Annotated in this window: 14 protein-coding genes; 1 reads left to right on the top strand and 13 read right to left on the bottom strand. The window is 55.1% G+C overall.

Translation table 11 applies throughout. The features are described 5' to 3' along the window. Positions 1-35: 35 nt before the first annotated feature. The 4 genes from ACL2XN_RS17730 to ACL2XN_RS17715 are packed head-to-tail and all read right to left on the bottom strand — an operon-like array spanning position 36 to position 2,495. Entirely contained in the window at positions 36-320 is a 285-nt protein-coding gene (locus tag ACL2XN_RS17730) for a DNA-binding protein (protein WP_413721759.1), read from the bottom strand. A 57-nt stretch (positions 321-377) separates the two neighbouring features. Continuing rightward, entirely contained in the window at positions 378-833 is a 456-nt protein-coding gene (locus tag ACL2XN_RS17725) for a PTS sugar transporter subunit IIA (RefSeq protein WP_410012858.1), read from the bottom strand. 2 nt (positions 834-835) lie between these two features. Next, positions 836-2,209, bottom strand: a complete 1,374-nt coding sequence (locus tag ACL2XN_RS17720) for a PTS galactitol transporter subunit IIC (RefSeq protein ID WP_410012857.1) — start codon at positions 2,207-2,209, stop codon at positions 836-838. A gap of 4 nt (positions 2,210-2,213) precedes the next feature. Continuing rightward, positions 2,214-2,495, bottom strand: a complete 282-nt coding sequence (locus ACL2XN_RS17715) for a PTS sugar transporter subunit IIB (protein ID WP_410012856.1) — start codon at positions 2,493-2,495, stop codon at positions 2,214-2,216. A 337-nt stretch (positions 2,496-2,832) separates the two neighbouring features. Here ACL2XN_RS17715 and yieH point away from each other — a divergent pair, with 337 nt between their 5' ends. Next, positions 2,833-3,516: a 6-phosphogluconate phosphatase gene (gene yieH, locus ACL2XN_RS17710; protein ID WP_410012855.1), complete on the top strand. Its 684-nt coding sequence runs from the start codon at positions 2,833-2,835 to the stop codon at positions 3,514-3,516. 13 nt (positions 3,517-3,529) lie between these two features. On the opposite strand, the gene phoU is transcribed toward yieH, so the two are convergent. The 9 genes from phoU to ACL2XN_RS17665 all read right to left on the bottom strand — a co-directional run bounded on the left by phoU (position 3,530) and on the right by ACL2XN_RS17665 (position 13,329). Continuing rightward, complete coding sequence (gene phoU, locus ACL2XN_RS17705; RefSeq protein WP_410012854.1) at positions 3,530-4,294, bottom strand: phosphate signaling complex protein PhoU; 765 nt, start codon at positions 4,292-4,294, stop codon at positions 3,530-3,532. Between the two features lie 14 nt (positions 4,295-4,308). Next, entirely contained in the window at positions 4,309-5,085 is a 777-nt protein-coding gene (pstB, locus tag ACL2XN_RS17700) for a phosphate ABC transporter ATP-binding protein PstB (RefSeq protein ID WP_410012853.1), read from the bottom strand. A gap of 44 nt (positions 5,086-5,129) precedes the next feature. Then, complete coding sequence (gene pstA / locus ACL2XN_RS17695) at positions 5,130-6,023, bottom strand: phosphate ABC transporter permease PstA (RefSeq protein WP_410012852.1); 894 nt, start codon at positions 6,021-6,023, stop codon at positions 5,130-5,132. Beyond that, on the bottom strand, positions 6,023-6,982 hold the full coding sequence (pstC, locus tag ACL2XN_RS17690; protein ID WP_410012851.1) for a phosphate ABC transporter permease PstC: 960 nt from the start codon (positions 6,980-6,982) through the stop codon (positions 6,023-6,025). Before pstC ends, pstA begins: the two co-directional genes overlap by 1 nt. Before the next feature lie 62 nt (positions 6,983-7,044). Beyond that, entirely contained in the window at positions 7,045-8,085 is a 1,041-nt protein-coding gene (pstS, locus tag ACL2XN_RS17685) for a phosphate ABC transporter substrate-binding protein PstS (protein ID WP_410012850.1), read from the bottom strand. A gap of 156 nt (positions 8,086-8,241) precedes the next feature. Further along, on the bottom strand, positions 8,242-9,474 hold the full coding sequence (locus ACL2XN_RS17680; RefSeq protein ID WP_413729170.1) for an anaerobic sulfatase maturase: 1,233 nt from the start codon (positions 9,472-9,474) through the stop codon (positions 8,242-8,244). 60 nt (positions 9,475-9,534) lie between these two features. Further along, complete coding sequence (locus ACL2XN_RS17675; RefSeq protein ID WP_410012848.1) at positions 9,535-10,152, bottom strand: Crp/Fnr family transcriptional regulator; 618 nt, start codon at positions 10,150-10,152, stop codon at positions 9,535-9,537. Next, positions 10,127-11,641, bottom strand: coding sequence for a sulfatase-like hydrolase/transferase (locus ACL2XN_RS17670; protein WP_413730990.1), 1,515 nt, complete (start codon positions 11,639-11,641; stop codon positions 10,127-10,129). The genes ACL2XN_RS17675 and ACL2XN_RS17670 overlap by 26 nt, the downstream gene beginning before the upstream one ends. After that, the gene (locus ACL2XN_RS17665) at positions 11,638-13,329 is read right to left on the bottom strand and encodes a solute:sodium symporter family transporter (RefSeq protein WP_410012847.1); all 1,692 of its coding nucleotides are present in this window, start codon (positions 13,327-13,329) and stop codon (positions 11,638-11,640) included. Before ACL2XN_RS17665 ends, ACL2XN_RS17670 begins: the two co-directional genes overlap by 4 nt. Positions 13,330-13,690: the final 361 nt, after the last annotated feature.

The following is a 13,690-nucleotide window of genomic DNA, read 5'->3' as shown; positions in this document are numbered from 1 at the left end:
CAAACAAACCGGGACAGCAAGCGAACACCGGACGCCTATTTTTTAGGTTTTGCCGCGATCATCTCCACCTGAACGGAAGGATCCATGGCCTCCACCGCCTTTTGCAGCTCCGCCAGGGCGAATTTCAGGGAGGCGATCTCCTGCTGCAGCGCCCGCACTTCGAGCGAAGTGCGGTTGGCTTTGGGAAACGCGTCAAGCACGTCATGTTCATGAAACATGCGCACCTGACGGTTATCCAGGTTAACCATCTGATATTTCAAGCGGCCGCTGTTGATGGCGTTATAAACCGTCTTGCGGCTGACCATTGCTATCTCAATCACCTGGCTTATTCTTAACATCGCATTTCTCTGAAGGCGTAGGGAGATTCCGGCTTCATTCTAACGGGTAGTGATGGATTCAGTGAACAGTTTCGCGATGCCCTCCGGCGAGTTTCCGCCGATTTTGTTAACCTGCTCAATATCCCCCAGCAATGCAAACAGGGATTGGATAATGGCCACTTTTTCGCACGACGGATCGATGGCCATCAACACCACGACGGCCGGTTTTACCACCGCTTGTGGCTCATCGGTGCGATGGAACTCCACCCCCGCCTGGTTTACCGCGACGGCAAAGCCGGTGGCGAGCACATGTTCAAACTCGGTATGGGGTATGGCGATACTGTGCGTCTCCATATCGATGCCGGTGGGATAAACCGCTTCCCGATCAAGCACGCCCTGGCGAAAGCTTGCTTTGACCAAGCCGTCCGCGTACAGGCTGTCCGCCATCAGGGTCAGCAGTTCATCACGGCTTATCGGCTGGGTAATGGTGAAGACGCGCTCGGCGCTGAACATCATGATTATTCTCCCATCTCTGTGCCGGCGGCGCCCGTTTGCGCCGCCAACCGGTCCTCACGGAGGATTTTTTTGCGGTTCCATAGCGCCAGCAGCAGCGCCAAGAGGATCAGCACGCCGACGCCGATGGCCTTGAAATAGAACCCCTGGATAATGACCCAGGGCAGCATTGCGCCGGCATAATCAACGCTGCTGATACTGGTTGCGCCATGGGGTAACGAGAACCCGGTGCTGACGGCGGTACTGGTCACCAGCGGCGCCAGGCTGGTGCCGATTAACAGCGCCAGGCTCAGGGTAAGCAGGCCGGTGAGCAGGGTGCGGAACATATCGCCCCGGCATACGGCGGTCACCAGCACAAAGGCAAACGGCAGGCCCGTCAGCGAGGCGAACGGCAGAAACTGATTACCGGGGATAATCGCCGCCAGCACCAGCATAATCGGGATCATCAGCATCGACACCGACAGGGTAACCGGATGGCCGACGCTGACGGCGGAATCCAGCCCGATGGAAATTTTGCCGAACGAACCGGCCCGGGACTGCGCAATTTCCTGGATACGCTCGCTGATGGGATAGACCCCTTCCATCAACATCTTGGCCATGCGGGGGATAATGGTCATCACCGCGGCCATGGTGATAGCGGTTTGCAGGATGGCCTTCACATCAACCCCGGCGATAACGGCCAGGATGGCGCCGATAATCGCGCCCAGGCAGGCGGGATCGCCTAATATCGATAAGCGCTTTTGAATCACATCGGTATCGATTTTAATATCGCGCACGCCGGGGATACGATCGACTATCGCGTTAACCAGCCAGGCGGCGGGCACAAACGACGCGGAAAAACCATGCGGCACCGAGATACCCGGCAAATTGAGGTATTTTTCCACATCGGCGGTGGTGCGATCGGCTATCACCATGGTGACGATACAGTTCAGCCCGGCGGCCAGCACCCCCAGCCAGAGATTACCGGTGATAATGGCCACCAGCGAGCCGGTAAACGCGTGATGCCACAGGTTCCAGATATCCACGTTCAGGATACGGGTGGTCTTGGTATAGAGCATCAGGACATTGATGGCGACGCACACCGGGATCACCAGCGCGCCGACCCGGGTACCCATGGCCACGGCGGCGGCGGCGGGCCATCCCATGTCCAAGACCGTCAGGTTCAGGCCGAACCGCTCGACAATGGCATGGCTGACGGGCGTTAACGAATCAATCATCAGGTTAACGGTAATGCTTAATCCGATAAAACCGATCCCCACCATCAGCCCGGCTTTAATCGATTTGGCGATGGATAAACGCAGCAGCAATCCCAGCAGAATGAAGATCAGGGGCATCATGACCGAGGCCCCCATGCTCACGATATAATCGATAACAAACATGGTATTAACCCTCGGCGAGAATCAATTCTTTAACGCTGCTGAATACTTTGTCGGTCCCCATGCCGGTCAACAGGGGCAAAGCGTTAATGACCGGTACGGACACTTTCACCGGCGAGGTGGAAACGATAAAGTCCACATCGTCGCGGGTGGCGGCTTCCGCCACGGTACCCTGTGATATGCGCACCTTATCCAGCAAGTTTTCCCCCTGCAGGTAAGCTTCCAGTTTTTTCAGCGCCACGGTGCTGGTGGCAACGCCGGCGCCGCAGCAAATCATCATATGTTTCATAGTCAGTTCCCAGTCGAAGAAGTGGGATGATTAAAACATGTTAATGAATCGCTAAATGTGATCGATGTGTAATTTTACACACTGAGATGACAATATATTTTTAACTACACTATTATCCTTATATATGTTGTTGATATATAATTATTTATATTATAAAAAACATTATGGCCGTGTGTTCCACTGTGTAACACCCACCAGCCGGGTTAAGCGGGTATCCACCGCTGCCCGCGGCCGGGGCCAAAAAACAGGCGCGGCAACGGGTTAAGCGATCGCTTGTCCGCCCTGATCGGGTAAAGTAAGAGCGGATATTCCCGGCAACGGTATAAGGACAGGGTTAATGACGGACAAAACATGCGTATTATTTGATTGTGACGGCACGCTGGTGGACAGCGAGATCTTGTGTTGCGAGGCCTATGTGCTCCTGTTCGCCCAATACGGCATTGCGCTGACGCTTACCGATGCCATCAGGGATTTCAAAGGCGTAAAACTCAATGACATCTTCGATCGCATGAGGGAACAGCACGGCCTGCGCCAGCGGGCGGATATCCTGGAAGCCGAGTACCGCGCGCATGTAGCCCGGCTGTTTGATGAGCGGCTGGTTGCCATCGAGGGCGTGCGCGAGCTTTTGCAGCGGATCGTCGTACCGATGGCGGTGGTGTCCAACGGTCCGGTCAGTAAAATGGAGCACTCGCTCGGCCTGACGTCGCTGCTGCCGTTTTTTGCGCAACGTCTGTTCAGCGGTTACGATGTGCAGCGCTGGAAGCCCGACCCGGCGGTGATCCATCATGCCGCCGCCCAGCTGGGGGTACCGGTGGCGCAATGCATTTTAGTCGAGGATTCGGTGTCCGGCGTCCAGGCGGGCATCGCCGCCGGCATGCCGGTATTTTACTATTGCGCCGATGCGCATAATCCGCCGATCGACCACCCGCTGGTCACCCGCTTTGATGATATGGGTCAGCTGCCGGCGTTATGGCGCGCGCGGGGATGGACGTTGACCGGCGCACCGGAAGTATTGGTATGATCGGCCAGGATTATTATTCCTTCGGCGGACTGGCCTCGCCGCCGGCATCCGCGGCCTTATCTTTACCCGTGCCCGTCAGCAGCGTTTCCAGCGCGTCGCCGCCCACATGGCGGAAGTCCTGTCCCTTAACAAAATAGAAAATATATTCGCAGATATTCTGGCAGCGATCGCCGATACGCTCGATGGAGCGGGCGCAAAACAGCGCCGTCAGCACGCTGGGAATAGTGCGGGGATCTTCCATCATATAGGTCATCAACTGACGGACGATACCCTCGTATTCCTGGTCGACTTTTTTATCCTCGCGATAAATCCGGATCGCCTCATCCAAATCCATGCGCGCAAAGGCGTCCAGCACGTCATGCAGCATCTGCACCGTATGGCGTCCAAGCGACTCCAGGCTGACCAGCATCTGCAAATGCTGCTGGGAGTATTTTTCCAGCGCGGTACGGCAGATTTTATCCGCGCCGTCGCCGATACGCTCCAGTTCGGATATGGTTTTGATGATCGATATCACCAGGCGTAAATCGCTGGCGGTAGGCTGGCGCTTGGCAATAATACGCACACAGGCTTCATCAATGGCCACCTCCATCGCATTCACCTTGACGTCCCCGGCGATGACCCGTTTGGCCAATTCTTCATCCTGGCTGTGCATCGCGCTGATGGCGTCGGTAAGCTGTTGCTCCACCAGGCCGCCCATCGCCATCACCTGGGTGCGTATGTGTTCCAGTTCGGCGTTAAACTGGCCGGAAATATGCTTATTGAGATTCAGGTTTTCCATGATATATCCCGTTATTAACCATAGCGGCCAGTAATATAATCTTCGGTTTGTTTGTTCTTCGGTGCGGTGAAAATGCTATCCGTATCGTTGAATTCAATTAACTCGCCGAGATACATAAATGCCGTGTGATCGGAGCAACGCGCCGCCTGCTGCATATTATGCGTCACTATCACCACGGTATAATCCGCTTTCAATTCTGAAATCAGCTCTTCGATACGTCCGGTCGAGATCGGATCCAGGGCTGAACAGGGCTCATCGAGCAACAGCACATCGGGGCGAATGGCGATGCCGCGCGCGATACATAAACGCTGCTGCTGGCCGCCGGACAGGCTATAACCGCTCTGGTGCAATTTGTCCTTGGTTTCGTTCCACAGCGCCGCTTTGGTCAGCGACCACTGCACGCGCTCCTCCATCTCGCTGCGCGACAGTTTCTCAAACAGGCGCACGCCGAACGCGATATTGTCATAAATAGACATCGGAAAGGGGGTCGGCTTCTGGAACACCATGCCGACCCGGGCGCGCAGCAGGGAAACATCGCGCTTATCGGTGAGGATATTGTCCCCGTCCAGCAGGATCTCCCCTTCGGCGCGCTGCTCCGGATAAAGCTGGTACATTTTATTAAAGCAACGCAACAGCGTGGATTTACCGCAGCCGGACGGGCCGATAAAAGCCGTCACCTGGTTACGGGCAATATCCAGGCTGATATTTTTCAGCGCATGAAATTTACCGTAATAAAAATTCAGATCGCGAACCTGTACTTTGCTGTCGTTGGCGTTGTTGATCCCGCTCATGCAACACTCTCTCTTTCGATCAAAGACGCGTCGGCGCCTGACGCTTAATAGGTTTTTTTGGCGAAAATAATCCGCGCGATAATGTTCAGCAACAGCACGCACAGGGTAATCAGCAGCACGCCGGCCCAGGCCAGCTGTTGCCATTCGGCAAACGGGCTCATGGCGAATTTGAAAATCGTCACCGGCAGGTTGGCGATGGGCTGCATGAGATCGGTACTCCAGAACTGGTTGGAGAGCGAGGTAAACAGCAGCGGCGCCGTTTCGCCGGCAATGCGCGCCACCGCCAGCAATACGCCGGTGATGATGCCGGAAACCGAGGCCTTAAGCGTGATGGCGGAAATCATTTTCCATTTCGGCGTACCCAACGCATAGGCAGCCTCACGCAGCGTATCGGGCACCAGCCGCATCATGTTTTCCGTGGTACGGATAACAATCGGCACCTGCAGCAGCGCCAGGGCGATCACCCCGGCCCAGCCGGAGAAATGCTCCATTTTCGCCACCACCAGCGTATAGACAAACAAACCGATAACGATGGACGGCGCGGACAGCAGGATATCGTTAATAAAACGGATCACTTCCGCCAGCGCGGACTTACGCCCGTATTCCGCCAGGTAAATCCCCGCCATGATGCCCAGGGGCGTGCCGAAAACAGTGGCCCAGAGAATCAGCAATCCGCTGCCGGCCAGGGCATTGGCCAGCCCTCCGCCGGCGGTATTGGGCGGCGGCGTCATTTCGGTAAACAACGCCAGCGACATACCGTCAAAACCCCGGCTTACCGTGGTCAGCAAGATCCAGCATAACCAGAACAGGCCGAAGGCCATGGTGATCATGGATAATAACAGCGCCAGACGGTTCTTCTGCCGCCGCCAGGACTGCATTTTACGCCGCGCTTCCATTTGTGGCGCGGTATGGGTCATTTGGTGCTCGACGGTCGCCATTATTTGACCCCCTCGTTTTTCGCCAGGCGCATTATCATGAATTTGGAGCAGGCCAGCACGATAAAGGTAATCACAAACAGGATTAACCCCAGCTCCATCAGCGCGGCGGTATGCAGACCCGCCTGGGCTTCGGCGAACTCATTGGCCAGCGCCGAGGTAATGCTGTTGCCCGGGCTAAACAGGGAAATGCTGTCCAGCTGGTTGGTATTGCCGATGATAAAGGTCACCGCCATGGTTTCGCCCAGCGCCCGTCCCAGGCCCAGCATCACGCCGCCGATCACGCCGTTTTTGGTGAAGGGCAGCACGATACGCCAGATCACTTCCCAGGTGGTGCAGCCGATACCGTAGGCCGACTCCTTCATCAACACCGGCGTTTGCTCAAACACATCGCGCATCACGGCGGCAATATACGGGATGATCATGATAGCCAGGATAATACCGGCGGCCAGGATGCCGATACCAAACGCCGGCCCCGAAAACAGGACGCCGATAAAAGGGATGGTCGACATCACATCGCCCAGGGGCTGTTGAAAATACTGGGCGAACAGGGGAGCAAAAACAAACAACCCCCACATGCCGTAGACAATGCTTGGGATGGCCGCCAACAGCTCAATGGCGACGCCAAGGGGACGCTTCAACCAGTTGGGGGCAAGCTCGGTAAGGAACAGGGCGATGCCGAAGCTGACCGGAACGGCAATCAGTAACGCGATAAAAGAGGTCACCAGGGTGCCGTAGATAGGAACCAGCGCGCCGAATTTTTCACCGGGCGGATCCCACTCCTTGGTCCACAGGAAAGCGAAGCCGAACTTTTCCATGCTCGGCCACGAAGCGACAATCAGCGAAACGATAATTCCGCCCAACATCAATAAGGTAATCAATGCGGCCAACCTGACCAACGTACCGAATATCAGGTCGCCTTGTTTACCGGGGGCATGCCGTGCCGGCGTATTGTCAGCCATAGAGTACTCTTTTTGTTGGTTCGTAATCCCTTCCCGTAAGGGAAGGGACGAAACACAAGGACTTAGTAGAGCGCTTTACCGTTACTGTCTTTGATATTGGCCTTCCAGGCGGCGCGGATCTGTTCGACCACGTCCTTTGGCAAGGTGGCGTAGTCAAGGGCGTTAGCCTGGTCGGCACCCTTGTTGTAGGCCCAATCGAAGAATTTCAGGGTTTCGCGGCCCTGCTCAGGCTTGGTTTGGGTAGTATGCAACATAATAAACGTGGTGGAGGTGATCGGCCAGGCATTGTTGCCCTTCTGGTTAGTCAGATCCTGGGCAAAAGATTGCTGCCAGTTGACGCCTTTCGCCGCCGCGCTGAAGTTATCCTGCGTCGGCATTACCGGCTTGCCGTCGGCGGAAATCAGCTTGGTGTAGGCCAGGTTGTTCTGCTTAGCGTAGGCGTACTCCACATAACCGATGGAACCCGGCAAACGCTGGACAAAGGCGGCGATGCCGTCATTGCCCTTGCCGCCCAGTCCGACCGGCCAGTTAACCGTGGAACCGGCGCCGATTTTTTCTTTCCAGGTCGCATTCACCTTGGACAGATAGCTGGTGAAGACAAACGACGTGCCGGAACCATCGGCGCGGCGTACCACGGCGATATTCTGATCAGGCAGCTTCAGGCCCGGGTTCAGCTTGGTGATGGCCGGGTCGTTCCATTTTTTGATGTTGCCCAGGTAAATTTCACCCAGGGTATGGCCGTCCAGGGTCAGTTCGCCGCTTTTGATTCCCGGTACGTTGATGGCCAGCACCACGCCGCCAATCACGGTCGGAAATTGGAATAAACCTTCTTTCTTCAGGTCGCCATCGCTTAAAGGAGCATCGGACGCGCCGAAATCAACGGTATTGGCGATAATCTGTTTAATGCCGCCGGAAGAACCGATGCCCTGGTAGTTAACTTTTACGCCGGTTTCTTTTTGATAGGTATCAGCCCATTTAGCATAAACCGGGGCGGGGAATGTGCCGCCGGCACCTGTCAGGTTGGCGGCAGCGAACGAAGAAATACTCGCCAGGGCGAACGTAGCTGCTACAACACTGGCAACGGTGGTATGCATCAGTCTCATAATCCCTCCTGTGGGATATTTAAAATCGGCCCATGGCCGTTTTCTTCAATTATTATAATTGCTGCAGGAGGGAAAATAGGACAATTAGGTTACAGATACATGTCGGTAATATGACATTTTTATGACACCGGGATGGGTACCTATTTTAATGGCATATTAGCCTTTTTTTTCAATCCCCGCCTCCGCAATCCGATCAATTTCGCGCATAATGCCGGCGGCCGGCCGATGGCGCGCCAGTTCGCCGGCCATATACGCCATATAGGGCGCGATATGGGAAAAAATAGCTTTATAGCCGGCGCAAAGATGATTATGCCACTGGCCCCCGATGCGGTGAATACGGTGCTTAGGACAGCCGCCGTGACAGGCAAACCGATAGTCGCATGACAAACACGGCGTCGCCACATTGGCTTTTAGCTGGCCGAACTGGCGCTGTTTTTTCCCACCGGCCATGGCGGCCAGGTTCCCTGTCATCAGGTTGCCCAGTCTATGCTCAGGGTAGACGAAATGATCGCAGCTATAGATATCGCCGTTCTGCTCGACGATCAGGCCCTGGCCGCAGGTGGGCTGCATCACGCACAGGCTTGGCATCACGCCGCACCAGGCGGCCAGCGCATTATCGAATAGCTGCACAAACACCCTGCCGACATCATGCCGTACCCAGTAGTCAAACAGGGTATTGATAAACGTGCCGTAGGCTTCGCCGCTCACCGACCATGGCGTCAGCGTTTTATCCGCCGTCGACCGGGGATAAATCAAGTCCCCCCGCGCGGCTCCGGACAACCTTTGTTCCACGGCCGGGATAAATTGCACATACTGCGCGCCCAGCTCTTGCGTGATAAAAAGATATATTTCCAGCGGCGCCTGGGCGGTTTTATCGTTCACCACGCTCAATACATTGTAATCTATATGATATTCCTTAAATATCCGGATGGCGTTGATCACGCTGTCAAATACCGGCCGGCCGCTGGCGGTATGGCGATAATGATTATGCAGCCTGGCGGTGCCGTCCACGGAAATACCCAGCAGGAAATGATTATCGGCAAGAAAACGGCCCCATTGATCGTTTATCAATACGCCGTTGGTTTGCATGCTGTTGGTAATCCTTTTTCCCCGGGCGTAACGCTGCTGATAGCGCAGCGCGGCGGCATAAAAGTCAATTCCGGCCAGGGTCGGCTCGCCGCCCTGCCAGGCAAACATGACCTCGTCGCCAGCGCTGGCGTCAATATACTGCTTAATAAATTCCCTGAGCACATCGTCGGCCATATGCTTCGACGCCGATGCTCCGGCGGGTAACAGGGTATTTTTTTTGTCCACATAAAAACAATAATCGCAGTGAATATTGCATTGATAACTGGTGGGTTTCGCCATCAGGGAAAACGGGCGTTTCATAACCGCGACTCCAAACAATATTGCGCGTCAAATACCATGCCGCACCGGCAGCGGCGGCAGTTAACCGGTAAATTCATCCGGCAACAGTCCCTGTAGCTTGAGCTCACTGCCATGGCGGATAGCGGTTTCCGTTTCGCAACCCGCGTATTCGGCAATTTCACGCCAGGTCCATTCATAGCCCGGCCATTGCCGGTATAAATAGTGAATGCCCAGTAATACCCGTTGCTGGGATTTATCGTAGGCCATGCTGGCCAGCCTTTTTTCCGCCTCGCCCAGATCACGCGCCAGCCGCATGAACAAATAGACATTCAGGCGCGGATAGCGGCATAAAAACCGCTGCGGCTGATAGGGGGTAATGCGCGTTACCGTAGCGGTGCGCTGCACGCGCGAGGAACAGTGGTAAAACGTATTACCGAACAGGCTGCGGTAGCCGAAAAAATCACCGGGGCCGAACAGGCGGATCAGGCACACCTTACCGTTCTCCAGCATATGGTACAGCCCCACCAACCCACTGTGCAGGTAATAAAAAGAGAGGGCCTCATCCTCCTGGGGATAAATGCGCGTTTGCTTCGGCAACTGATCCAGCCGGGTAAACATGGCGTGTTCGCTGCCGGACAATTCTGCGAATACGGCGCGGCCCTCGTCCCCATCCTCAGAATTTTTGTCTTTTTTCCTCAATTTTTACTCCCTTGGTCGGCAGGCCGGTATCGTAATCCCTGACCACCGGCGAGACGTAATCATCCGGTTTAGGACGAAACGCGCCCAGCCATTGCTCATGCCTGTCGGGCCGCCACGGGCGCATGGCCCAGCGATAGCTGCGAAACGGATCGCGAATACTATCCATATAGTCTAATAAGCTATCATGCAATGCATTACGCCGTTCCGCATAGTCGTCCCGGCCAATCAGGTTTATCAGTTCCTCGGGATCGTTGCGCCGGTCATAGAGTTCATCATCGTCAAACAGATTAATCACCAGTTTTAAATCATTGGTGACCCAGGCACGCATCGGGATAAAACCGCCGAAGCTGTCATGTTCTATTTCATAACGGTTAAATTCCACCATGACCGACCGCTCCCGTTCCCGCTCCGCCGACGACAGCATAGGCAGCAGGCTTTCGCCGTGCAGCGACGGCGGCACCGGGATACCGGCAATCGATAATAACGTCGGCAACAGGTCGATATGGCTCACCGGTGTATCAATCTCCCGCGCCGGCAGGCCGGGCCCGTGGATGATAAAGGGAATGCGGCAGATGTCGTCATAGCCTGCCGAGCCTTTGCTGATAAGTTGATGCGCTCCCATCATTTCACCGTGATCGGAGGTATACACTATCCAGGTATTTTCCCATTCGTCGGGGGTAAGGTGGTTCAGCACGCGTCCTATCTGGTCGTCGACAAAATCATTGCAGGCAAAATAAATCGGATGATGATAGGTGGCGCCATCCGTTACCGGCGACGGCATCGCCCTGGCCCACAAACGCTGGTGCATCGGTTTATCGCTGAGATCATCGGTTCCTTTTGCGCCCAGCGGGTAATGGAAATCGGCAAAACGGTCGAGATAACGCGGCGGGCAGGTAAAGGGATGATGCGGCTCATCGTAAGAAAGCACCAGCAGGAACGGTTTCTCGCGCCGCAGGCGCTGCTTATCGATAAAATGTATCGCGCGCTGGCTGATGCGATAGCCCCAGGTAAATTCATCATCAATCTGATGTTGTTCAAGTTCTTCCTTTGAATTCAGCCCGTTGCGCCATAAGCTGATTTTTTCTTCCGGCAGGTCATGCAGGTAATTAGCGCCATCGTACCAATATTCCGCCGCCCATTCCGGCGGACAGATGCCGGTGCCGAAATAGTCGTGGCCATCAAGATGCCATTTACCGATATAGGCGGTTTGCCAGCCGGCATCCTGAAAATAGTTGCCCAGGGTGCGCATATTCTTACCCGGCGCCAGATTATTGGTCCAGGGACCGCTTTGGTTGGAATACAGGCCGGTGAACAGTCCCGCGCGCGCCGGGGTGCACAGCGGCGCGGTGGTAAATGCCGAATTGAATTTGGCCCCGCGCCCGGCCAGCGCATCGATATGCTCGGTATGCAGGGGAAGGCCGGTATAGCACCCGACCATATTGGTGGCCTGCGTATCGGTCATGATAAAAATAATATTAGGTTGCATCAGGCGATTTCCTCCCTGGTTTTGGTTTTTCTCAAACCGGCGAATATCAGCCAGCCGGAAATGGCGACAACGGTTATGCCCGCGATCCAGCATAACCAGAGGCTGTGCCAGCCGCCGAAGCGGGCGAGAAAGGCATAAATAAATATCATCGCCGCAATAACGCCGACGGAGGCGATTTTTACCGACCGCCACGGCGACATATCCACCGCCAGGGAATCATGGAAGACAAACGGGGTGGCGCGCGGCGCAAGTTTACCGATAACCAGCATCACCAACGCGTTCAGGCAAAACGTTATCGCCAGCACATACAGGAAATGAATAGGGAAATGGAAAACGTAATTGATCAGGATATAGCTGACGATACCTAACAGCAGCGCCAGCTTGGCCGCCATGGCCGGGATACGCGGGAAAAAGAACCCCATGATGATAATGGTGACCAGGGGAACGTTGTACACCCCGTTAAGCTGCTTCATCCAGCTGTATAATCCTTCGGGGGCATTGGCAATGCCGGGGGCCACCACCACCGACACCAGCGCCAGGATCAGGGCGAAATAACGCCCCACCAACACCTGTTTCTTGGACGTGGCGTCAGGATTGATAATACGGCTGTAGATACCCATGCTGAATAAGGTGCTGGCGCTGTTTAAAAACCCGTTGAACACGCTGATAATGGCGCCGAACAGCACGGCGCCGAAAAAACCGACCAGGGGCGCGGGCAGGATCTGGTTGACCAGCACCGGGTAGGCCATATCCGCCTTGGGCAGCCCTTGATACAGGTGATAGGCGATAACGCCGGGCAGGACCAGGATTATCGGGTCGAGCATTTTCAGCAGCGCCGTCAGCAGCGCGCCTTTTTGCCCTTCGGCCAGGTTCTTGGCGGCCAGGGTACGCTGGACGATGCCCTGGTTGGTACACCAGTAAAAGGTATTCACCAGCACCAGGCCGGTCAAGGCGGCGCCGATGGGCACCGGGTCATGGGCGCCACCGATGGAGTTGAGGCGCTCGGCATGATCCGCCGTCAGTGTATTCAGGCCGGCGATAACACTGCCGCCGCCAAGCGCCATCAGCCCGAAAAACGGCACCATCAGCCCGCCAATCACCAGGCCGATGCCATTGACGACATCGGCGACGGCAATCGCGCGCAGTCCGCCGATAACCGCGTACAGGGTGCCTATCACGCCAAGGGCTATCACCATGACTATCGTCGCGCTGCCCTGGCTCAGCCCGGTAAGGTCGCTGAAATGAAACAGGCTGTTGAGCGCCAGCGAGCCGGAATAGAGTACTATGGGCAGAAAACAGACGCCGGTGGCGATTAAAAAACAGCAGTCCACCATAATACGCGTGGTTTTGTCGTAGCGTTCTTCGATAAAATCCGGAATGGTAATAATGCCCCGCTGCAAATAACGCGGTAAAAACACCAGCGCCAGCAGGACCAGGGGAATAGCTGAAATCACCTCCCATGCCATCACCGACATGCCGAATTTATAGGCCTGTCCGCTCAGGCCGACCAATTGTTCCGTTGAAAGATTGGTCAGCATCAGCGATGCGGCAATTATTGGCGCTTTAAGGGAACGACCGGCCAGGAAATAGCCCTGCTGGGTATGGGTATCGTTTTTCCTTACTTTCCACCAGGTAACAATAGCGACAAGGCACGTAAAAAATACAAAAGAAAATATCTGTAGGCTATTCATAAATCGCACCTTTTAGTTATAAAAATATCAGCATAGATGTGACCCTTCCAATAAAATCAGAATAGTGGGCGGTCGATTAATGAGAGAAATGCGCAGCTTAAGCCGTTACGATTATTCCGTTCGGTACAGGCAAGCGGCGAGCGGAGCCATGCCGCACGTCAGGCGGCATTTCCCGCGGTAAAAACCCAGGAGAAAGTCGTCGCAGGCCAGACAAGCCGGTAATAGTGTATTGTTGACATGACAGATGTTTTACACTTTTCAGCACCCTATTTTTATGACCGTTGTCATAAGCCGGCATGACCCCGCTCACATAATCATTATTGTTATATTCCGGGTGGGAACAAGAAGTTTCTCGTAAATA

Source organism: Sodalis sp. RH22, assembly GCF_047324165.1.
GTDB lineage: Bacteria > Pseudomonadota > Gammaproteobacteria > Enterobacterales > Enterobacteriaceae > Acerihabitans.
The sequence above is the reverse complement of the archived record's forward strand: the minus strand, read 5'-3'. Positions and strand labels throughout refer to the sequence as shown.